This is a genomic window from Dyadobacter bucti (genome assembly GCF_005869225.1).
GTDB lineage: Bacteria > Bacteroidota > Bacteroidia > Cytophagales > Spirosomataceae > Dyadobacter > Dyadobacter bucti.
Genome location: NZ_SWFP01000002.1, coordinates 1,165,479 through 1,189,256, shown reverse-complemented (window position 1 = coordinate 1,189,256; position 23,778 = coordinate 1,165,479). Strand labels below are relative to the sequence as shown.

Annotated in this window: 16 protein-coding genes; 12 read left to right on the top strand and 4 right to left on the bottom strand. The window is 47.2% G+C overall.

Annotated elements, in window-relative coordinates:
- Positions 1-175 precede the first annotated feature (175 nt).
- The 5 genes from FBF61_RS09690 (at position 176) to FBF61_RS09670 (ending at position 8,544) form a co-directional block, all read left to right on the top strand.
- Complete coding sequence (locus tag FBF61_RS09690) at positions 176-2,647, top strand: TonB-dependent receptor (protein WP_138476987.1); 2,472 nt, start codon at positions 176-178, stop codon at positions 2,645-2,647.
- 11 nt (positions 2,648-2,658) lie between these two features.
- Positions 2,659-3,996: a DUF4374 domain-containing protein gene (locus FBF61_RS09685; protein WP_138476986.1), complete on the top strand. Its 1,338-nt coding sequence runs from the start codon at positions 2,659-2,661 to the stop codon at positions 3,994-3,996.
- 144 nt (positions 3,997-4,140) lie between these two features.
- The gene (locus FBF61_RS09680; RefSeq protein WP_138476985.1) at positions 4,141-5,661 is read left to right on the top strand and encodes an ankyrin repeat domain-containing protein; all 1,521 of its coding nucleotides are present in this window, start codon (positions 4,141-4,143) and stop codon (positions 5,659-5,661) included.
- A gap of 178 nt (positions 5,662-5,839) precedes the next feature.
- A complete protein-coding gene (locus tag FBF61_RS09675) occupies positions 5,840-6,325 on the top strand; it encodes a DUF2271 domain-containing protein (protein ID WP_138476984.1) in 486 nt (161 codons plus the stop codon).
- A gap of 5 nt (positions 6,326-6,330) precedes the next feature.
- The gene (locus tag FBF61_RS09670; RefSeq protein WP_138476983.1) at positions 6,331-8,544 is read left to right on the top strand and encodes a PepSY domain-containing protein; all 2,214 of its coding nucleotides are present in this window, start codon (positions 6,331-6,333) and stop codon (positions 8,542-8,544) included.
- A gap of 57 nt (positions 8,545-8,601) precedes the next feature.
- On the opposite strand, the gene FBF61_RS09665 is transcribed toward FBF61_RS09670, so the two are convergent.
- Positions 8,602-8,976 carry a hypothetical protein gene (locus FBF61_RS09665; RefSeq protein ID WP_138476982.1) on the bottom strand — a complete coding sequence of 125 codons (375 nt, stop codon included), beginning with the start codon at positions 8,974-8,976 and terminating at the stop codon, positions 8,602-8,604.
- Between the two features lie 553 nt (positions 8,977-9,529).
- On the opposite strand from FBF61_RS09665, the gene FBF61_RS09660 reads away from it, so the two are divergent.
- Together FBF61_RS09660 and FBF61_RS09655 are read left to right on the top strand one after the other, a co-directional pair.
- Positions 9,530-11,545: an FAD-dependent oxidoreductase gene (locus FBF61_RS09660; protein WP_138476981.1), complete on the top strand. Its 2,016-nt coding sequence runs from the start codon at positions 9,530-9,532 to the stop codon at positions 11,543-11,545.
- Positions 11,546-11,729: 184 nt separating this feature from the next.
- Positions 11,730-13,430, top strand: coding sequence for a GH39 family glycosyl hydrolase (locus FBF61_RS09655; RefSeq protein WP_138476980.1), 1,701 nt, complete (start codon positions 11,730-11,732; stop codon positions 13,428-13,430).
- 39 nt (positions 13,431-13,469) lie between these two features.
- Here the strand turns inward: FBF61_RS09655 and FBF61_RS09650 are convergent, their stop codons facing one another.
- From FBF61_RS09650 to FBF61_RS34565, 3 genes are all read right to left on the bottom strand, one after another.
- Positions 13,470-14,033 carry a dihydrofolate reductase family protein gene (locus FBF61_RS09650; protein ID WP_205748268.1) on the bottom strand — a complete coding sequence of 188 codons (564 nt, stop codon included), beginning with the start codon at positions 14,031-14,033 and terminating at the stop codon, positions 13,470-13,472.
- Between the two features lie 337 nt (positions 14,034-14,370).
- A complete protein-coding gene (locus FBF61_RS09645) occupies positions 14,371-14,640 on the bottom strand; it encodes a nucleotidyltransferase family protein (RefSeq protein WP_205748252.1) in 270 nt (89 codons plus the stop codon).
- Positions 14,641-14,648: 8 nt separating this feature from the next.
- Complete coding sequence (locus FBF61_RS34565) at positions 14,649-14,810, bottom strand: hypothetical protein (protein ID WP_166444483.1); 162 nt, start codon at positions 14,808-14,810, stop codon at positions 14,649-14,651.
- A gap of 266 nt (positions 14,811-15,076) precedes the next feature.
- On the opposite strand from FBF61_RS34565, the gene FBF61_RS09640 reads away from it, so the two are divergent.
- The 5 genes from FBF61_RS09640 (at position 15,077) to FBF61_RS09620 (ending at position 23,774) form a co-directional block, all read left to right on the top strand.
- On the top strand, positions 15,077-15,412 hold the full coding sequence (locus FBF61_RS09640) for a PadR family transcriptional regulator (protein ID WP_138476978.1): 336 nt from the start codon (positions 15,077-15,079) through the stop codon (positions 15,410-15,412).
- Positions 15,413-15,433: 21 nt separating this feature from the next.
- The gene (locus FBF61_RS09635) at positions 15,434-18,112 is read left to right on the top strand and encodes an ABC transporter permease (RefSeq protein ID WP_229214983.1); all 2,679 of its coding nucleotides are present in this window, start codon (positions 15,434-15,436) and stop codon (positions 18,110-18,112) included.
- A gap of 355 nt (positions 18,113-18,467) precedes the next feature.
- On the top strand, positions 18,468-19,025 hold the full coding sequence (locus FBF61_RS09630) for an RNA polymerase sigma-70 factor (protein WP_138476977.1): 558 nt from the start codon (positions 18,468-18,470) through the stop codon (positions 19,023-19,025).
- Positions 19,026-19,086: 61 nt separating this feature from the next.
- The gene (locus FBF61_RS09625; RefSeq protein ID WP_138476976.1) at positions 19,087-20,178 is read left to right on the top strand and encodes a FecR family protein; all 1,092 of its coding nucleotides are present in this window, start codon (positions 19,087-19,089) and stop codon (positions 20,176-20,178) included.
- Between the two features lie 188 nt (positions 20,179-20,366).
- Positions 20,367-23,774, top strand: a complete 3,408-nt coding sequence (locus FBF61_RS09620) for a TonB-dependent receptor (RefSeq protein WP_205748251.1) — start codon at positions 20,367-20,369, stop codon at positions 23,772-23,774.
- Positions 23,775-23,778: the final 4 nt, after the last annotated feature.

The following is a 23,778-nucleotide window of genomic DNA, read 5'->3' as shown; positions in this document are numbered from 1 at the left end:
ACCGAATACTCCCTGTCGCGTCACCAAAACTCCCTTAAACGTCATTTTTGCTTAATCCCGGTCTCTATCTTTGCGTTCGATATAATTAGTCTAAATAAGACGGTATTCAGATTCTCCCGATCTTGACAAAAAGCGGTGTGAATTGCCGGGCAACAAATATTAAGGAACAAAACTGATGTTGTTGAAATATACTTTACTCATTACCGCAATAGTTACACTATTCTGTTTCAGTACTTCCGCACAGACATCCGTCCCGAAAAAAGCAACTATCAAAGGCAAAGTGAGGGATGAAAAGGGTGCGGTCGTAAGCTTCGTGACCATCAGGATAGGGGACACCAATATCGCCACTTTTTCTGAAACGGATGGTACATTCCTGCTCGAAGACGTGCCTTACGGAAACCAGGATATCGTCATTACATCTGTTGAAATAAAAACCAAAACTTCCAGATTCCACATACACAAGCCATTTCACGAGATTAACCTGGTGGTAACACGGACTGCCCAGGATCTCGACGAGGTACAGATCGTCCAAAAAACCGAAAAAAAGCAGATTGAAACAACCGGGTTCGCGGTTGCGGTCATTGAAACCAAAGAAGCCTCCCTGAGAAACCTCACGACCAATGAACTCCTGGACCGGGCCGTAGGTGTGCGCGTTCGTCAAAACGGGGGTGTCGGATCACGTGTGGAATACAATCTGAACGGGATGTCCGGCAGTGCGGTTGGTCTTTTCCTGGATGGGATCGAAATATCCACCTATGGTTCTTCATTCAATCTCAACAACATTCCTCCTGCGATGATAGAACGCATCGAGGTGTATAAAGGGGTGCTTCCGTCCCACCTTACAGGTGATTATGTCGGCGGGGCTATCAATGTAGTGCTCAAAAAGGACGCTTCCCAAAACAACATTACAGCCGCAGTATCTTACGGGTCATTCAATACATTCCAATCCGATCTTTCGGGCATATACCGCGATAAGAAAAGCGGCTTCACGACCAGAGCGTCTGGCTTCTATACGTATACCGACAATAGTTACACGACCTGGGGAAAATTTTCCAAGTTTGTACATCCCGACCGGACGCTGGAGCGCTATTACAGGGCCAAAAGATTCAACAACCAATATAAGTCTGTAGGTGCGCGGTTTGAGGCGGGGTTCACCAATGTGAAATGGGCAGACCAGTTTTTTCTGGGATACAATATTTCAGATACTTACGCCGAAATACCGCACGGTACTACGATGGCGAGGCCGTATGTAGGCAGATTTGGCGAGTACAAGGCGCATGTCGTAAGTCTGAATTACAATAAGAACAATTTTCTGGCCAAGGGGCTGGCGATTAATGTAAATGCCGTCAGAAGTTACAGGAGCACTTATGTTCAGGATACGGTCGGCCAGGTTTATAACTGGGACGGAAATCCGCGGATGCTCATCAGGAACGGTCAGGTAATACCCGTTCCGCCGACAGCGGGCATGGGCCAGCAGGGCGCCAAAAGCATTGTGGAAGTGAACCGGCAGATCACCAACATGCGTACCAACCTGGGGTATACCGTCTTCCCCGGACACAGGATCTCGCTGAACCACAAACTGGAAACAACCGACAGGGATGACAACGACCTGCTCAATCCGGTGAATAAAGATATGGTTACTGTAAGTAGTGTGATGAACAACATCTTCGCGGTCAACTATGAAGCCCAGCTGCTGAACGATAAGCTGAAAACAAATTTATTAGGTAAATACACCTCCAACAGGACCATCCAGACACGGCCTGAGCTGGTTGAACAAGATGGGGTCAATATTGTTAACAGGGTTCAAAAGAAAACCGTCAACAATAACACAGGATATGGCGCTACGGTGTCGTACAATGTCATTTCCAAAATGTACATCATCGGGTCCACCCAAAACTCCTATGTGGCTGCTACCGAGAACCAGCTGTACGGGGATCCCGAAAACAATATCCTGGAAAACCAGGCCCTGGTGCCTGAGAAGAATGTGAATTATAACATTGGATTCCGGCACGGCCCGATTCAGGCAGGCAAACATAAACTTACGCTCTATGCCAGTGCATTCTGGAGAAATGGTTTCAACAAAATCACCCAGCAGGCAGTGGAAGACCAGATCGTTCCGGGAAGAGAGAGTGATGCGGATATACAGGTGACAAGATATGTGAACATAGGAAGGACACAGTCCAGAGGGTTTGAGGGTGAGATCATCTATGTGTATGATAACCGGTTGAATGCCCTTTTCAACTTTTCCAAATTCAATACATTATTCAAACAAAAATTTGATCAGCAGGGTAAACCGCACGATTTGTACAATTTACAGCTGCCCAACGAGCCGTTTTTTACGATGAACGGCAGTGTCCAGTATCGCCTCAATGACAAGTTCCAGAAAAAATCGGTACTCAACATTTACTATAACACAGGCTTCGTAGGTCCTTTCGGAACAGTCTGGATGGAGTCGGAATGGTTCACTACGCCTACACAGTTTTACCATGATATTGGTGCAAGCTACCGGTTCCCCAATGGGAAAATGGTGGCAAGTCTTGACCTTAAAAATATCCTGAATGCGGAAATGTACGACAATTTCGGCGTGCAAAAGCCGGGAAGAGCAATCTCAATCAAGTTAAATTATACAATCAGTAAATTTTTATAACCAACTTCAAAATGAAAAAAAGTCTGTTTAAAGCAGTTATACTGGGTGTTACCGTGATCTTTGGCGGTTGCAAGGACGACGAGGTAGCGGGTCCGGGCGGAGAAACCCCGGGTGAGACGAGAGAATTTATATCACTGACCGCTTCGATTCCCGATGACGAAGGAACAGCGGGTAACGGTGGAACAATGGCCTATGCCATTACCCACGAACAGGCAATCGATCCCAATTTCTCGGTAAATATTTACGACAACGGATTTGGCCTGAGATCTGCCCGTACTGCCCGGGTGCAGGCATCCGAGGATGGTACTGAACTGTACAACATCCAGTATACAGGCGAAGATGGCGGTGTGTTTAACAAGTATATTGTAAAGGGCGGAAAAGATTACCAGGATACAGGCAATGAGCTGGATCTTTCGGATATCATTGGAACTTCTCCACGTTGGACCAAAGCGGCCGAGGATATCGGGATCGGCGTACATTTGACCGGATTTCAGACGATTTCGGATGGGGTTGCACCAAACCACGTTTATAAGTACGGAAGAGGAAAAGTAAGGATTGCCCGTATCGATCTGAAAGGTGCGAGCGTGCCTAACTCCACTGAATTCGACTTCCCTTTCACGGCTGAACTGGAAGCTCAGGGCTACTCGGTGGGACGTATTGATGTTCCGGTTTTGAACCAGGCCCAAAGCAAGGTTTTCATCGGCTGCAACGTAGCCAAGGTAGACCCGACCAAATTGTCGTACAACGCAAGCGGCGTCCCAACCTGGGCTAATGATGCAGCCAACAGAACACTCGGGACGACTACTCTTGTGGTGGACTTTCCTTCATTACAAAACCCAAAGCTGATTTACTCTACGCTCTCTAAAACCAATAATCATTCATACCGTACAATGACGCAGTATGTGGGTACCGACGGGCATGTTTACCAGGCTACCGCAACTGGCGGAAAGGACATTCTACGCATCGACAAAAACACGAACGAATACGATAACAGCTACCACTTCGACCTGGATCAGGCCCTGGGCCTGACAGGTACACGTATCCAGGCATGGAGATACATCAAAGACGGCATTGGTCTGGTATTGTACAACATAGCCGGGAATGGTGGTTACATCGCAATGATTGATCTGAACGCTAAAACGGCTACCAAGATCAGCAATGATTACGAGGCAGGGTTGAACTTCGGTCAATATCAGAACCTTGCTGTAAGCGGAGACTACATCTATGTGCCACTTACCCCAACCGACCTGCCCGGCAGACTGTACGTAATCAACTGGAAAACAAAAGATGTTATTAAAGGAAGCGTATTGACCGGCAAGACAGGATCAAGTTATCTGGGTTCTTACTAGGTGCTGTAAGATTACGCAGATGGCGTTTGCAAGTGCTGCCATGCAAGTCGTAAAATGACCAGGGATTGACAAAGAGAGATACAGCGCTAAACATGTTGTATCTCCTTTTTTGTATAAAAAAAACAGCTAACTACTTCTCAGTATATGAAAAAAATCCTTATTTCTGCATTAATAATCAACGCATTACAGGTAAATGCGCAACAAGCCAACACGCTCATGAGCGCCGATTTCTGGAAAACGAAACCGAATGTTGAGCAGGTTAAAGCCGAAATTGCAAAAGGAAATAGTCCTTCCAAGCCGGATGCGGCATCCTGGGATCCTACTGCCAGAGCCATTTTAAACGGCGCGCCACTGGAGACCATTAAATTTATGGTGGAACAGGAAGGGAACGGCGTGAAGAAAAAAACGCACCACAGCGCCTCGTACCTGCATTGGGCGGCAGCGAGGGGCAATGCAGAGCTGGTAAGTTACCTGATCGAAAAAGGCTCTGATGTGGATCTGACCGATAGCCACGGGGCCAGTGTCATTGGCAATGCAGCTTCCAATGGAAACCAGGACAAGGGGGTTTACGAAGCCTTGTTTAAAGCTGGCGTGTCTCCTAAGGCAAAGTATGAAAACGGCGCCACGGTACTCATGCTGGGCGTGGCCGCAGATCCGGACCTTACGCTCACCGACTACTTCATTTCGAAAGGACTTTCTATTTCGGATAAAGATGAATACGGGCGCACGGTTGCAGACTACGCGGCAAGAACGGGAAATAAGGAGCTTATGGAAAAGCTGATGAAAAGAGGTGTTAAACCGACCGGCAATGCCTTGTTTTTCGCGACACAGGGATCCAGAATGTCAAGCAATGGAATCGAAACTTTCAGATATCTGGTAGAAACCCTGAAATTGGATCCGAAAACGATCAACAAAGACGGGGCGACAATAATGCACCAGCTTATCCGCAGGCCGAATGCTGAGGTAATCGCCTATTTTGTCGATAAAGGTGTGGATCTGAATAAAGCTGACAATGAAGGCAATACTTTGCTCATATTGGCTGCTTCCGGAAGAGATGTTGAGCTGATAGAGAAGACTTTGCTGCCTAAGGTTAAGAACATCAATGCAGTAAATGAAAAAGGAGAATCAGCGTTAACCAGGGCTATCGCGAGCGGATCATCCGAGGTTGCCGCATTGTTGTTGAAAAACGGAGCGGATATCAACGTGCTGGATAAAGATGACAATAACCTGGCCTACTACTGGTTCGAATCATACAGAGAAGGCGGCCCGGGAGGCGGTCCCGGTGGTCAGGGTGGAAATGGCAGGGAACGCGCTGAGCAGGATTTTGAAAAAAAACTGGAAATACTGAAAAACGGTGGCCTGGATGTTTCAGCGCCCCAGAAAAACGGAAATACGCTGTTCCACTTGGCGGTAGCAAAACAAAATCTGAAACTGTTCCAGAAGGCTACGGCACTTGGCGTCAACATCAATGCGCAGGATAAAGAAGGAGCTACTCCTTTGCACAAGGCTGCTCTGGTGGCCAAGGATGATAAAATGATGAAAACGCTGATATCATTAGGGGCAAAGAAGGAACTCAAAACCGAATTTGGCGAGACTGCCTATGACCTGGCGAAGGAAAATAATTTCCTGGCAGATAATAACGTGACGCTGGACTTTTTGAAATAATGAGGGAATGAGGGAATGAGGTAATGAGTGAATGAGTGAATGAGTGAATGAGTGAATGATTATTTTTTGATTAGTCATAAACCGTTCGACCGTTGACTATTCAGCCATTCCACATTCACTCATTCAAAATTCACTCATTCAAAATTCAAAACACATTCACCCATTGAATACCCAACCGATGAAGTATTTTTTTAAGCCGCTTTTGTCATTCGTTTTTATAGTATATTTTGCCGCCAATGCTTTCGCTCAAACCAGTAAATACAAGTGCCTTGTACAAATGAACGGCTATCGTGGTGAGGCTGCTTATGTGGTGATCTCTCTGATCAACCCTCAGGGTGCTTACGACAAAACATTGTATGTACTGGGGCCAGACAAACAATGGTATAACACACTTAAAGAATGGCACAAGTACCAGACGAAAACAAAGGCGAAGCTCAGTGCCATCACAGGTGCCTCTGTTACAGGAGGAGACAGGGCCGTGCATGTGATAGAGGTGGAAGATGCTAAAATGAACAAGGGGTACAAATTAAGGTTTGAAACGGCCGTGGAAGAACAGAAATATCATGTTGCCGATGTCGAAATTCCTTTAACCACAGAAGGCCTTGCCGAGCGGACAACAGGAAGCGGGTATATTCGCTTTGTAAAACTAAGTAAAGTACAATAAGTCCAATGACTCTCTCTATCTGGAGGTTTGCACATTTAGCGCTGGCATTTGTTTCTACGCTGTTCCTGGTAATTCTTTCGGTAACAGGGGTCATTCTGGCGTATGACGCAGTGAATGAAAAAATGCCAGCTTACCGGATTAAGGATATCAATTCCGTTAATCTGGCGGAGTGCATACCGGCTCTGAGTAAGATCTACCCCGAAATCATTGAGCTGTCTGTGGACCACAATCAGTTTGTGACAATTGACGCCACCAATGAAGAGGGTGAGCATGTAAAGGCTTACATTGATCCGCGGGATGGTAGGGTTTTAGGGCAGATCGTGCCCAAAAGCGATTTTATCCAATGGAATATTTCGTTACACCGGTCTTTGTTCCTCAAAGAGACCGGACGAATTATAGTGGGGGTGGTCTCCTTTCTGCTACTTCTGATCGCGATAAGCGGCGTTATTTTAATCGTTAAACGGCAACAAGGCGTACGCCATTTTTTTGCAAAAATAAACCGCGATTTTTTCTCCCAATATTTTCATGTAGTCAGCGGCAGGCTCTTTCTGGTTCCCATTCTCATCATTGCGCTCACCGGAACTTACCTTTTTATGGTCAGGATAGGAGTCATGAATCAGGATGAGGTGGAATTACCCGGTGTGGATGCACCCGGTGTGGTACAGCCGGCCGAACCGGTAGCTCTGGAAAAAAACAAATTTCCAGTATTTCGGCAAACGAAACTTGCTGATGTTGAAAAGATAGAATTCCCTCTTTTTGAAGGAGATCCGGAAGAATTTTATATTCTGAAACTGAGGGATAAAACCATCAGGGTCAACCAGATCGATGGCACCATTGCCGGGCAAACATCATACAACGATACCGTAATTTTTGAAAAATTAAGCCTGGACCTGCACACGGGCCGTACCAACATTTTGTGGGCTATTGTATTGGGCTTTTCTTCGCTGAACATTCTGGCGTTCATTTACACGGGCTTTGTGATGACTTTGAAGCGAACCCGGACTAAAATAAGAAATAAGTTTAAAGCCGAAAGCGCGGAAATTGTAGTACTGGCAGGGACCGAAAATGGCAGCACTTTATTCTTTGCCAATCAGATACATCAGCAGCTGCTTGCGGACGGGAAGCGCTCTTTTATTTCCGAAATGAATCAGTACAAAGCCTATCCTCAGGCGCAGCATCTGATTGTTTTTACCTCAACCTACGGATTGGGCAGTCCACCGGCAAACGCGACTCATTTTACCGATCTGGTACAAAAAATCAGTCAGCAGCAGGATATTTCATTCAGCGTTGTCGGTTTCGGATCAAAGGCCTACGCCGATTTCTGCGAATTTGCCAAAGATGTCGATCAGCTGCTGGAAAAGCAGCAATGGGCCAAACGGCACCTGAACCTTTACACGGTCAATGATAAGTCTCCGGAAGAATTTGTCCGGTGGGTTCATGCATGGAGCGAGAAATCCCTGACCGCCCTGGCCACCGCTCCGGCACTTTATACAACCAAACAGGTCGGGCTGAAAAATTTGAAAGTAGTAGAAAAAACCCTTGTTAGTGCGGATAATGCAACATTCAAAATAGTGCTCGCGCCGGAATCACCTGGTGTTTTCCAGTCCGGCGACCTGCTGGCGATCTACCCCGCAGGCGACAGCCGCGAACGCTTCTATTCGATCGGACAAAACAATGGGATGGTCCAGCTGATGGTAAAGCTCTACGAAAACGGTCTGGGTTCGGGTTACCTTTACAAACTGGAAGTGAACAGCAAACTGAAAGCCCGTATTATGCATAATCCCGGCTTCCATTTTCCGCAAAAGGCGGGCTCCGTTGTTATGATTGCTAACGGCACCGGTATAGCACCTTTTTTGGGAATGGTCATGAATAACCATGCAAATATTCCGGTAAGAATGTATGCAGGGTTCAGGTATGACAACCAACTGACAGAGCAGTACCGACAGTTCGCATCTTTTGAAATTGGACAGAAACGCCTGGAAAGTCTGAACATAGCCCACTCCCGGGGAGCCGAACCGCAATATGTGATGGATCTGATCCGAACGGACGCCGAATATTTTACGGACCTTCTGAGGAACCGTGGCGTGATCATGATCTGTGGGTCTTTAAGAATGCAGAAAGATGTGGAGCTCTTGCTGGACGAACTTTGTCTGTCAAAAAACAATCAGAGCCTCAGTTTTTACAAAAGCCGCAATCAGCTGATGACCGATTGTTATTAAAATTGGTAAGCCGGCAGATGTTCTTCCTTCCGTAAACTGTATGATCGCTCTCCATCACTACTTACGCTTGAATGTCCGTGTTAGGGATTTGAAAATCTCCAGATTCTTCGCGAAACCGGTGTTGGCGGAGCCGATCATGATATAATACAGATTGTCGCTAAACAGGATTGCCTGATAGATTTTCTCATCCTGGTCATATTTCTTGTTGCTGACGTCTCCGCTGAGTTCGTAGCCAGTGATTCCGTCAACGCTTAGCTCACTGGTCTGATCGACCTTTATTTCGGGATGCAGCTGTTTTATCCTGTTTAAGCAAAAGAGCTTTTTTTCCTCCGGTTGCACTTTTGAAAATGACTTCGCGATAACATAGGATACCCGATCCGTGGACTCCGTAGGGAGCTTTCCATCTGTGTTGTAAATGAATGAGTATTTCAAAACCTTGCGATAAAAGAGCATCCTTTGTCAACCCGGCCTGAACTTTTTCAGCCGGCCCTGGAATGCTGACGACCATGATACTCGAGCCACTTTACGGCTGTTGAAATCCAGCGAAATTCGATGCTTTTTAAAGCCACCCGGGGGCACAACGCTCACTTTCGTTCCGGGAATTGGCAGGTGCCCGGCCGTAGAAATATTGGTGATTGCCTGCTGTCCAAACGCATTAGAGATAATGAACAAAAAGAAAATAACCAATGAATGCGGGAAAACCAAGGTAATTGATCTGATAGTAAGGGTCAATGATGTTTTAATTATTCAGCTGTTGCGAAGTTGTGCCAATATACCGATTTTCTTCTGGCCGGTAATGGCAAGATCCTGCACTCAGCGTCACCTGTAAAGAACCGGTAGAGACTATTGCGGGATTAACATGATTTTTTTTCAAATTAGGGGATTATTCAAACAACGCTGACCCCAAATGCCAAGATCACATCACAAAGCGGTCACCGCCAAGGATCGGAGTCCGGGTTACTGAGCATAAAAACCATAAAAAATAATGAGAAAAAGGATAGCAATAGCGCAGATCGCCTGTTTAGCGGCATTCCTGCTATCGGGGTTCAGGTTCGGTGCCGAGAGTCCTGTACAAGCGGATGTATGCATTTACGGAGCAACGTCGGCCGGCGTGATAGCAGCTTATACGGCTAAAAAAATGGGTAAAACGGTTGTGCTGATCGAGCCGGGCGGGCATTTGGGAGGCATGACTTCCGGTGGGCTCGGTTATACGGATATCGGGAACAAATATGCGATCACCGGTCTGTCGCGTGACTTTTATCGTCGGATCGGCAAACATTACGGCAAGTTCGAGCAATGGACATTCGAACCGGGCGTCGCCAAGAAATATCTGCAGCAGTATCTCGACGAGGCCGGGATCAAGGTTTTATATCAAAGCAGGGTCATCAGTGCCAGTAAATCCGGTGCTGAAATCAAGTCCATCGTTTTGGAAAACAGCCTCAAACCCGATACCAAATCCAACCGCACCATTGTCGCAAAGGTTTTTCTGGATTGTACTTACGAAGGCGACCTGATGGCCAAAGCGGGTGTGAAATATGCGGTAGGGCGGGAGGCCAACGCTGATTACAACGAGACGATCAACGGCGTTCAGCTCATGAAGGGACATCAGCTTCCCGACGGTATCGACCCCTATAAAATTGCAGGAAAGTCGGAAAGCGGACTGGTATGGGGTGTTTCCAATGATAAACTGGAACCAAACGGAACAGGCGACAAAAAGGTGCAGGCATATAATTACCGTATTTGCCTGACATCGGATCCCGGTAATATGGTGCCAATTACAAAACCCGATGGCTATGACCCCGCCCATTTCGAACTCCTTGCCCGGCTGATCGCCAGGCAACCTGAACGGAAAACCCTGAACGACTACTTTATCTGGTCGAAAATGCCCAATAACAAAACGGACATTAACAACCGGAACGGCTTTTCGACGGATATGATCGGTATGAACTACGACTATCCGGATGCCGGCTACAAGAAGCGGGAGGAAATTATCAAAGCGCACGAAAGCTACACCAAAGGTTTGCTGTACTTTTTTGGCCACGATCCACGGGTTCCTTCTGAACTGAGGGAGGCAATGCTGAAATGGGGTTATCCCAAAGATGAATATGTTGAAACCGGGCACTGGTCGCCGCAATTGTACGTCCGGGAGGCAAGGCGAATGATTGGCAACTATGTAATGACCCAAGCCAATTGTGAGGGGAAGGAAGTAGTCAAGGACGGTGTGGGAATGGCCGCCTACACGATGGATTCGCATAACATTCAGCGCATTGTGGTGAACGGCATGGCCAAAAACGAGGGGAATGTCGAGGTCGGCGGATTCGGCCCTTACCCGATCGCCTATGGGTCACTAGTGCCGAAGGAAAAGGAATGTACCAATTTGCTGGTGCCGGTCTGTCTTTCAGCTTCGCACATCGCCTACGGCTCTATCCGTATGGAGCCCGTGTTTATGGTGCTGGCGCAATCCTCGGCCGTCGCAGCAGTCATGGCAATTGATTCCAAAACCAGCGTTCAGCGTATCGATGTCGCCAAATTGCAGGCCAGATTAAAGACTGATCCGCTGGTGAATGGTTTGGTACCTGAGATTCTGGTCGATAATGACGATACGAAGCATGTTGCAGTCAAAGGGGAGTGGGAAGTGGTAAAAAAAGGGGGGTATGGGCCATCGTTTTTAGCTACGAAAGAGAACGAAAGGAATGGCGGGTCGGTCACATTTACACCTGAGGTGCCCGCATCCGGCGCCTACCATATTTACGTGTATTTCCCGAAAGTGGCCAAAGCGGCTTCCGAAATAAAGCTTACGGTAAAACATGGAAATGAGGTCAAGGACATAACAGTACAGGATAAAGATATTGTGGTGGAAGGGCAAACTTCCGGTGAGTGGTATCATCTCGGCAAATTCGATCTTCCCCAGGGCGGTGCGTCTGCCGTGAATATCTCGTCGGAGGGCGCTTCGGGGGCCGTGGTTGCCGACGCAGTTCTGTTTGTGCCTGATTCAAAATAATCCGCTTTTTTGATAAGAATATCACTTAATCTGTTTCCCGCAATAACATTCCCTGATCGTCTTGCCATTCAGAAAATATTGCTGAACATGACGGAAGTGCTTCCACATCATCCATTTCATCCGTCGGTACCCGAGATTTCCAAACGAAAACCATGATCGACCGTTATTGCCTAAATCGTATCAAATGTTGTTAAAAAACACAAAATCATTCCTGTTGAGCGCTGCATTGTGTTCGGCATTAGCTGTTCCTTTTTCCAGCCGGTCGCAGCAGGCGCCTGTCACTATAGATGTGAATCTTGCCGCAGTAAAAGAACCAATGAAACCGATATGGGCATTTTTTGGCTATGATGAGCCGAACTATACCTATATGAAGGATGGTAAAAAGCTTTTGACTGAAATGGCACAATTCAGTAAAGGTCCCGTTTATGTTCGTGCGCACAGTTTGCTGGTCACCGGCGATGGTGAAGCCGCACTCAAATGGGGATCAACAAATGCATATACTGAGGATGCACAGGGCAATCCGGTTTACGACTGGACCATTGTCGATAAAATATTTGATACCTACATCGAAAGAGGTATGAAGCCTATCGCACAGATCGGCTTTATGCCACAGGCCCTTTCGACCAAACCGGAGCCTTACCGTCACCACTGGAAACCGGGAGATGATTACAACGATATTTACCTGGGCTGGGCATATCCTCCAAAAGATTATAACAAGTGGGCCGAACTGGTGTATCAGTGGGTGAAACATTCCGTTTCCCGTTATGGACAAAAGGAAGTGGAAAGCTGGTACTGGGAACTTTGGAACGAACCAAACATCAGCTACTGGAAGGGGACAATGGAAGAGTACATCAAGTTGTACGATTATACTGCCGACGCTGTAAAACGTGCCCTGCCGACTGCAAAAGTGGGAGGTCCGGAGGTGACAGGGCCGTCGTGGGACAAATCGCAGGTATGGCTGAAAGCTTTCCTGGACCATGTAACCAAAGGCAAAAACTATGTAAGCGGAAAAACAGGTACGCCCCTGGATTTCATTACCTATCACGCCAAAGGAGCTCCTAAACTGGTGGATGGCCACGTACAGATGAACATGGGAACGCAAATGCGTGATCTGGACAAAGGCTTTGAAATTGTAGCCTCTTACCCCACATTGAAAAAACTGCCGATCATCATCGGTGAATCTGATCCGGAGGGATGCGCGGCTTGTTCGGAGGATGTAAGCCCGCAGAATGCGTATCGGAACGGAACCATGTATTCGAGCTACACAGCTGCATCTTTTGCCAGAAAATATGAATTGGCACATGCCAGAGGGGTGAACCTGCTGGGTGCGGTGAGCTGGTCGTTCGAGTTTGAGGATCAGGCGTGGTTCCGTGGTTTCCGTGACCTGGCAACGAATGGGGTCAACAAGCCAGTACTGAATGTGTTCAGGATGTTTGGAATGATGGAAGGAAACCGTGTGGAAGTGAAGCAGAATCTGGCTTATGATTTTAGAAGAGTGCGGGATGAAAGTGTGCGCGGCGAGGCCGATATCAACGGTCTTGCTTCCAAAAGTGCCAACTCTGCCGGTGTGATGGTATGGAATTACCATGACGATAATGTTCCTGCTCCCGACGCACCTGTAAAGGTTTTGGTGAAAGGATTGCCATCTCAGAAAATGATGCTCTATCATTATCGCATTGATAAAGAAAACAGCAACTCCTATGAAGTCTGGAAAAGCATGGGTTCGCCAAAACAACCTTCGGGAGAGCAGATCCGGGTACTGGAAAAAGCAGGGCAACTGGAATTGCTTACTTCACCGGAATGGATCACGCCCAAAAACGGCAGCACAACAGTTGAAATGAAGCTTCCGCGCCAGGCTGTTTCCTTTCTTCATTTCAAGTGGTAGTTGGTACCACGCGGCCGGGAGACATATCTGTTACTTTTTTCAGACAGGCTTTGGCAGCGCCCCTACATGCCGGTAGGTGTTGATGAGTACACCTGTGGGTGTCGTTTTGGTGCTGACGAAGGCGAGTTCGCGTGGGTCGGCAGTGTCCGAAAAAAAACGTTTGCCCCGGCCCAGTAAAACAGGGTAGACCATCAGCACAACCTCGTCGGCCAGTCCGTGGTTCAGCAATACGGATGTCAGCGTTGAACTTCCCCAGACAATCAGGTCGGGGCCGTCGGTGGACTTGACGCTGCGTATTCCCTCTATGACATCCGCGCCTAGGTTCCCGACCGGGCCCCACTCGAGACTGTCCGGCCTGTGGGTTGCGACGTATTTGGTTGCGGCATTAATACTTTTCCCTATCGGGCTGCCTCCTGCATTTGGCCAATAGCCGGTCCAGAGATCGTAGGTGCGTCGGCCAAGTAGCAGGTCGAAAACATCGCCCTGAGCCTCCATAACGGCCTCTAACCCAGCCGGGCTCCTATAGGGGGTCGTCCAATCGCCGTGTACGAATCCTTCACCGTTTTCATGCTGGATCACGCCGTCCAGCGAGACATGTTCCATGATTTTGATCTTTCTCATTTTGTCCGTTGTCAAGTTGATGTTTGCACAAAGTTAACGCGGGCAAGGGACGTGCGTGAGGGACAATCGTGACAATATGAGGGTGTTTTGCGACAATTTGCGGGTGGCTGGAATGGGGGTGACAATTTGTGATAGTAGCGGATGATATCGGCCGCATTCCGGCGGATGGGCGTTGGAAGATTTTGGGAAGTATGGCGTAAGACAGCGTGTACAATCGTTAAAAACCTTTGACTAGCTCCTCGATTTCTACAATCGCATTCAGCATATCGTATCGCCACGTCTTAATTTCAATGTCCATATACAAGCTGCCTTTGCTGAATTACATTTTGCAGAAAATATGGATTCTTAATCGCTTTCTCTTCCAACAGATCAACCGGCCGTTTGAAGTTTCCTGTAACGAAAATTTGAAATCAAAGTAGTTGTCGGCATAGTCCTCAACTTCCATATTAGCAAAGTCGACAATCAGATCAATGTCACTTTCACCGTCGAAACTGTCAGTCAGGACTGAGCCGAAAGCATACAGACTCTTCACTTTGTGCGTTTTACAAAGTTTGATCATCGCGGCTTTATACTTCTCCAGTCTGTTCATTTTCCGACCTATTTATTCTCAATTAATTTTTCTGAAATCCTTATCTGCTCATCTTTCACTTTCAGCAACTCTGCATTTAAACGTCTGATTTCCTCCAATGCTTCTAACCATTTTTCCATTGGATTTATATTGAAACCAGGTTGGATATTCATAACGCTTGACTGTGTCATATGAAGCGCTGTTTCGTTGAAAGGGAAATTGATATAAATCCCTCGGGAAGTTCCTGGTTAATTTACATGCATTTCAATGTAAGTTACCGGGTGGATGTGCTTTGTCCAAACACGAACGCCAATTGTCCGATACTGAACAAACGCCCGTTGCCGGTTTACTCAAAAACATCGATTTCAAGCCGATAAGACAATGATCTGATTCTGGCACACAGTTTGTTATACAGAAATAGATCATATACATTTTCATTTAACAACCGCGTTGATCGATGAGACGGAGCGATTTGGGAGAATTTGAGGAAATTGTACTGCTGGCGGTTGCTGCCTTGTCGAGCAACGCATACACGATAACCATTGCCGAAGAGCTTGAGCGTGAAACCGGCAATATCGTAACCTCTGGTGCCGTGCACGCGGCGACGCAACGCCTTGAGCAAAAAGGTTACCTGCGGTCGGTCTGGGGGGAAGCAACTTCGGAAAGGGGCGGGCGCAGAAAGCGTTTGTACTCAGTAACGGCTTTGGGCGGACGCGTTCTGGAAGAGTCAAGAGCCGTTCGTAACAGGTTTTGGGACCGGATTTTGCCGGCTATCCGCATGGAATGGAACTGATCAGTTAACAAGCTTCTTCCGATGAAACCGAAACAAAAGTCCTCAGATCGGGCATCCGGTCAACCGCCCCGTTATCTGACCCTCCTGCTGAACCGGCTGGTTGCGCCGCATCTCCGTGAACAGGTCCTTGGCGATCTGCACGAACGCTACGCCCGGCGGCTGACGGTTCATGGAATAACCAATGCCAGAAGGCGATACATCCTGGAAGCGTTGTCTTATATCAGGCCGGTATTTATTGAGCGCCAAAAGAATGAATATCAATCAACCTTTAATTTAGGCCCCGCCATGATAAAAAACTATTTCAAAATTGCATTTCGTAACCTTGTCAAGAACAAAGGGATCTCGGCTATCAATATCTGCGGGCTCGCACTGGGTATTTTATGTTGCCTCTTTATTTTCCTTTGGGTTCAGGACGAAAAGCGGGTTGATAGTTTTCACGCCAACGGCAGCGATCTGTTTGCGGTTTACGAAACAACTACGGCAAACGGAAAAGTGAATGGATCGTATTCAGCTTCATTTCTCATAGCGCCGGGCTCGAGTTATCCCTCTTTTGCCCTGGAAAATATCCATGAAGCGATTCCCGAAATCAAATATCAGGCCTACTATGCCACCGGCTATGAGTTGCCCTGGGGGCATCCGGAAACATTTCAGGTAGGAGAAAAAAAGATAAAGCTTGAAGGCTCCCGTGCGGGGAAGGATTTCTTTAAGATTTTTAGTTATAAACTGATCGAGGGAACGGCGGAGACAGCATTGAAGGACGTAGGAGGTGTAGCGATTTCCAGGCGGATGGCGGAAATGTTCTTTGGAGACCCGGCCAAAGCAATGGGGAAAACAATGCGATTTGAAAGCCGGATGAATTTTAAAGTTACCGCTGTTTTTGAGGACATTCCACGTCACAGCTCCCTGAAATTTGACTATTTATTCAACTGGGAAGCGCAAAAGACCAAACTGGAATTTGCTTCAAACGAGATCCGATCGTACCTGATGCTCTCGGACGGTGCGGACGTAGCAAAAGTGGAGGGTAAGATCAATCATTACCTGGCGGCGCGCCTGGAGAAAAAGGAGGGGGTTGAGCGGCGAGCAGGTCTGATAAAATTCTCAGACCAGTACCTTCATGGCACTTTTTCAGATGGGAAACCCGCAGGCGGCCGCATCGAATATGTGCGGATTTTTAGTGGAGTAGGCATATTCATACTTATGATTGCCTGCATCAATTTCATGAATTTGTCTACCGCCCGTTCTGTGAAGCGTGCGAAAGAGGTTGGTTTGCGAAAAGTGGTCGGATCGTCCAGAACCAGTCTGGTGCTGCAGTTTTTTGGAGAATCGCTTCTTTTTTCCTTTTTGGCAATGCTTCTTTCACTGGCATTTTTAATATTGTTATTGTCGGCCTTCAATAACCTGACAGGCAAAGAGATCGGTTTTCCTGCTACCGACACATCTTTCTGGATTTTTTTGACCGCTTTGTTACTGGCCACCGGCGTGGCAGCGGGAAGCTATCCAGCGTTGTACCTTTCTTCCCTCAAACCTGTGTGGATTTTAAAGGGAGTGGCCCGGTTTACGCAGAGCGGTTTGTGGTTCAGGCAGGGATTGACTGTCTTTCAATTTGCGCTGTCGATCGTGCTGCTGATTGCCACTATTGTTATTTCTCAGCAGACCCGTTTCGTTCAGCAAACACATTTGGGATTTGACCGGGAGAATCTGGTTTATGTTCGGGTGGAGGGGCAATTGTCAGCCAAAAATAACTATCTGCTTTTTAAAGACCGTGTTTCGGAGCTTCCCGGCGTGGCCATGGTAGACAGAAGTACCGAGGCGCCGCACGACATGGGCTTTTCGGTGGCCGATGCCATTGACTGGGAAGGGAAAGAGAAGAATGCCGCTGTATATTTCAGCCCGGCTTCGGTAGGTATGGATTTTGTGAAGCTTATGAACCTGAAAATCGTGGCCGGCCGTGATTTTTCGAAATCCATGGCTACTGATTCAACAGATGCTTTCATGGTTAACGAGGAGGCCGTAAGACAAATGGGTATGAAAAATCCGATCGGTAAATGGATCTCGGCATGGCAAAAGAAAGGACATATCATTGGGGTTCTCAAAGATTACCACACGCAATCGCTGCACGAGAAGATCAGGCCGCTGGTTATTGATGTCAAGGAAAATGAATATTTCGGGGTCATTGTGATACGTACCAAACCTGGAAAAACCAGGGAAGCACTTGCTGGAATCGGTGCCGTTTATAAGGAAATCAACCCGGATTACCCTTTTAGTTACCAGTTCCTTGATCAGGAATTCGATAAGCTTTACCGCAGCGAACAGGTGATTGCCAAACTTTCGAATCTGCTGGCACCTCTTGCAATCCTGATTTCAAGCCTTGGATTACTCGGACTGGCATTGTTTTCGGCGGAGCAGCGCATTAAGGAGATCGGGATACGAAAAGTACTTGGGGCTTCGATCGCCGGCGTGGTAGCATTGCTTTCGCGGGATTTTTTAAAACTGGTGGTCATTGCTATCTGTATTGCATCTCCGGTAGGATGGTATGTGATGAACAAATGGCTTGAAGGATTTGCCTATAAGATCCATATCGAATGGTGGGTTTTTGCGTTGGCAGCCATCCTGGTGATGAGCATTGCAGTTTTTACCGTGTCTTTTCAAAGTATTAAAGCAGCATTAATGAACCCGGTCAGAAGCCTTCGCAGCGAATAGTTGCGGAGGATATTACTTTTAAATTCAACGACGAAGCCCCTCCGGGAGCGGGTTCCCCGCCTGGGGAAAGCTTTTCCGGGGGCCTGCTACATGGAAAGTATGTCCTTAACGGCTCTCCCGAACTCAGAAAACATAGTTTCATCCCCAATCTTCATTTCAGCCCTTAACTTCCCCAAGCCCCCGCACGGGCGGGGCAAGTTTGTATGGCCAATACTGAGATTTCAGTATTTTCTTCTTCCAGGATGCACAAATCCAGGTTTTTTGTAGTACTTGGCATAATTTGTTATCCTTTTATCTAACTTTATTTTTGGAGTGCCTAATCATTTATTTGGCAGCTTTTATTTCGAGATACCGTATGTTGCCAGAATATTCGAACTTGGACCCCGTTACTTTCGAAACTCTTTACAGGAGGTTCTTTAGGAAGGTGTTCAATTTTGTGCGCAAGAATGTCAAAGATATAGCGGAAGCCGAGGACATTACCCATGACGTGTTTTTGAAATTATGGAAATGCAGGGAATCTTTCTCGGAAACAATTTCTGCGGATGCCCAGCTTTTGGTGATCGCGAGGCAGCTGGTGATTAACCATTACAGGCGGGACATTATCCGGGAGAGAGCGTTTCGTGCGTGGGAATGTGATGCTCCGGTCTCCACAAGGGACGATATTTCGGAGATGACGCTGCGTGAGAAAGAGATTTCAATGGAATTAAAAAATGCCATCGAATGCCTGCCATCCAAGCGTCGCGAGATCTTTGAAAAAAGCCGGTTTCAAGGAATGTCCTATGATGAAATCGCTCTTTCAATGGACATTTCGCGCAGCACCGTCGAAGGTCAGATGGTAAAGGCACTGCGTTTCCTGCGGGAGCGGTTCTCCCATTTTTCCTTTTTCATGATTTCTTTTTTTGATTTTTTTTAAGGACCGGGTAAAGGTGCCCGTCCTGCCGATTGTATTACTCCATAGAAACACAAATTTTCAAATGATCACTCGTCAGCTATTGACCAGATATCGTCAGGGTCTTTGTACCCCTGATGAACTGGAAACGGTACAATTCTATCTGTCCGGAGAAAATCTCTCCGAACTGAAGCGCATGCTGGACGAAGACTGGAAGGATGCTGCCGCCGAAACAAACCAGGATGGCAGGGAAGCGGAGGAACGTATATGGAGCAAGTTAGCAGAGGATATGGATGAGGTAAGGGAATTGCCGGTTATGGTGCGGAGAAAATTCAACCTGAAGTTTCTGTGGCAATGTGCAGCCGCTGCGGTTATCGTAGTCACTGCCGGCTGGTTTATAAGTCAGCAATTTGCAAGCGATGAACTCACCTACGAAATAAACCGAAGTGCAGCTGAGACAGCCTTGTTGGAAAAAATAAACGGCACGTCCGGTCCGATGTTGATTACACTCAGCGATGGCAGCCGGGTCAGGCTCAGCCCCAAAAGCAAGATAAGCTACGCCGCCTCATTTGATTCAGAACTTAAACGTGAGGTTTATCTGAGCGGAGAGGCTTTTTTTATAGTAACTCCCAATCGCGATAAGCCCTTTTTTGTGTACGCCAACGAGCTGGTAACGAAAGTTCTGGGAACAAGCTTTAATGTGAGGGCTTACGCGGAAGATAAAGATGTTACGGTAAAGGTAAGTACCGGCCGGGTCAGTGTTGAGGTGGCCGAAAAGCTAAGGAACCATCAAAATATGACTGCCCGGGAAAAGGGCGGGATTTTATTAACCCCTAATCAGCAGGCTGTTCTGTCGCGGCAGGAGTTTCATTTAGTGAAATCTCTGGTTGAAAATCCTTTGCTGATCATTCCCGAGGGGAAGACCAAGACAGTCAAGGAAGTTTACTCCTTTAAATTTCAGGCGGCGACGTTAAACTCAGTCTTTGAAGCAATTGAAAAGGGCTATGGCGTAAATATTGTTTTTGATGACGAAATACTGGAGAATTGCCGGCTGACCGCGGACCTCTCCGGCGAATCACTATATGAGAAACTGGACATTATCTGTAAAAGTATAGAGGCGGAATACCAGGTTTTTGATGCACAGATCATCATAACCGGAAAAGGCTGTAATTTCTAAACATAATCCACCATAAAATTCCTAAATGAAACCCTGAAAGAACCAACAACCTAACCCAAAAAAATGAGTCGTCAGTGCTCCAACACTGACGACTCTGAAATTCCCCTTCATTTGCGCATGGCATCATCCAGGATGATGCAGGGAAGTGTTTTGCCTTTACAGTTCGTTCCACCAAAACATTCAAATTTATGAAATTATCTAAATCTACCCGCTATCTGGTAGTGAAAATCATGCAATGGTCCATACTACAACTTTGTATCGTAACATTTTTTGCAAACCTCTCGTCAGCGACCCATGTTACCGCGCAGGAATTACTCAACCGAAGAATTACTTTACAGACCAATAATGAAAAGATCAATACCATACTGAACGAAATTGAGAGAAGTGCAGAGGTGAAGTTCTCGTACAATCCAAATCTGATCCGTACGTCAGGACGGGCGACGCTTAACTTTGCAAATGAGAAACTGTCGGATGTGCTGGCGAAATTGCTTTCGCCTTACAGCATTGACTATGAGGTTGTTGGTAAGCAAATTATTCTTAAACGGGAAAAACGGAAGGCGAAATCCGGAGAGAACGGTCAGACCGGCCAGGAAAATTTCCAAAAGGCAGATATCGATATTTCAGGAAAGGTATCTGATGACAAAGGAGCGGGGATCCCGGGTGTAAGTATCATTATCAAAGGGACAACCAAAGGAACGATAACGGACCAGGACGGGAAATACCGTATCGCGGTTGTTGATAACAGCTCGGTCCTGGTCTTTTCTTATGTAGGATTTTTAACCAAGGAAGTGCCTGTTCTTAACGTCAGCGAGGTGAATGTCCGCCTGGATGTCGACACCCGGAATCTTGAAGAGCTGATTGTAGTAGGTTACGGTCAGCAAAAGAAAGGGCATCTGACAGGTGCGATCTCAACCATCAGTTTTGATAAAACCATGGAAAACAGGCCCATCACCAATGCGTCCCAGGCATTGAGCGGAAAGGTGCCGGGCGTGTGGGTGAGCCAGAACTCCGGCCAGCCGGGAAGCGACGGAGCCCAGCTGCGGATCAGGGGATGGGGAACTTTGAACAATGCCAACCCGCTCGTGCTGATCGACGGCATCGAAGGATCTATCAGCGAAATAAATCCGAACGACATCGAAAGCATGTCGGTGCTGAAAGATGCGGCAAGTGCAGCGATTTATGGGTCAAAAGCGGCAAACGGGGTTGTCCTGATCACAACAAAAGGAGGCAAATTCGATGAAAAAACATCGGTGAACTTCACGAGTTACTTTGGTTCGCAAAAGCTTGTGAAAAAATATGACCTGATCGATAACAGTGTGGAGTACATGAATATGTGGAACCAGGCACTTACAGGGGCCGGAGGAAGCAAACTGTTCCCGGACAATGTGATCGACGATTTCAGGAACAATTCGGATCCATACAAATATCCCAATGTCAACTTCTTCGATGAGGTTTTCAGATCTGCACCTGTCAGCGAACAGAATCTGTCGGTAAAAGGCGGCTCCGCGAAAAGCAAATACTATATGTCGGTCAATTACCTGGACCAGAAGGGTATCATGCTCAATACCGGCTCGAAACGCTACGGGCTTGCCGCCAATATCGAATCAAAGGTGAATAAATGGTTAACGATGGGCGGCCGCATAAACGGAATGCGGAAGATCTCTACCGAACCATTCACATTCAGCCGGGTGCTATATATTTTCGCGAACGGTGCTTATCCATTCACGGCTCCCTATACCCAGGACGGCAGGTATGGTGCCCCTCAGGCGATTAATAATGGAAACAGTATTGTCGGAAACCGGAACCCGCTGATCGAGACAGCCAATGGTTTAACCAAAACCGAGAACAATTATATCAGGCTAAATGCTTATGCGGATATCAAGCTGGCGGATTTTCTTTCATTCAAGACAAACTTCACCTCACAGAATAACAACAACATCAGGGACAAGTACAATCAGCGGGTTTTCGGTTATACCGACACAGGTGTAGAAGCGATCAACCTGGACTATCCGACCACATTGGAAGCCAGCCGTACCAATACGGACAATTACAACTATACCTGGTTCAGCACGCTGAATTTTGACAAAACGATTGGTACCAAGCATACGATCTCAGCCATCGCCGGGATGCAGATTGAAAATACGGTGATCAAAAATACCTTCGCCAGGAGATCCAATCCCCCGAAAGCCGGACTGATCCAGGTGGACGCCGGAACGTCGGGTATTCAGGCGCAGGGCAACATGAATGCTTTGCGGATGCTGTCTTATTTTGGCCGCGTCAATTATGCTTTTGCGGACAAGTACCTCTTCGAAATGAATCTCCGTGCCGATGCTTCCTCGCGGTTTAAGGACGGCAATCGCTGGGGTGTATTTCCTTCCTTTTCAGCAGGATGGGTGGTGACGGAAGAGGATTTCATGAAGAACCAGAATTTGCTGTCGAATACAAAAATCCGCGCATCCTGGGGCCGCCTGGGCAACCAGAACATCAACAGCTACTGGCCTTATCTGACCGTAGTGAGTCAGTTGAATGATCAGAGTTATAATTACGGGGGCGTGTTTGCGCCGGGGGCCGCGGTTACAAGTCTGGTAGACGAAGGTATTTCCTGGGAAACCACAACTTCCACGGATATAGGCGTGGAACTGGGTTTTTTGAAAAACAGGCTGAGCCTTGAAGCCGATTATTTTGTCAAGAAAACCAGCGATATTATCGTTCAGCTGCCGATCCCTCAGGTATTGGGTGGCGTGGGCGCGCCGTTTGAGAACGTGGGGGAAATGCTGAACAAAGGCATTGAACTTGACCTGAGCTATTCAAACAACAGCAAAAGCCCCGATAAACTGGGATACACCATCGGCGGAAATGTAACCTACCTCACAAACAAGGTCGTCAAATTCAGGGAAGGCGCACCTGACCAGCTTTATCTGATCAGGGAAGGATATTCGTACAATACTTTATACGGTTTGAAAGCCGAAGGTGTTTACAATACCAACGAAGAGGCCAAGGCACATATGTTCGCCAACGGATATGTGCCCAAGGCAGGAGAGCTTAAATATCAGGATGTTAACAGCGACGGCAGAATAGATTATCAGGATAAAATGGATCTTGGCAACACCATTCCGAAGTTCACTTACGGATTCAATGCTGACCTGAGCTACAAAGGTTTTGACCTGGGCATATTGTTTCAGGGAATAGGGGGCGTGCATGCCTACACTCAGAATGCCTGGACGCAGCCGCTGGGAATTTCCGGAGGCACCATCACCGAGCGATGGAGGGATGCATGGACGCCTGAAAATACCGACACCAACATTCCGGGTATCGCCATTAACAACACATGGAATGGAAATGCATCTTCTTTCTGGATATCAGATATATCCTTCCTGAAAATCAGGAACATCCAGCTGGGATATACTGTGCCTTCCAGACTGACTTCAAAGATCAATGTCCAGAAGCTGCATTTTTACGTGAATGCGCAGAATGTATTTTCCTTTGTCAGCAAAAATTATGAAGGTTTCGACCCAGAGAGAAACACCTTTGATTCCGGTGAAAATTTCTACCCGCTTGCCCGGATTGTGTCTGCAGGTCTAAATGTTAATTTTTAAATAA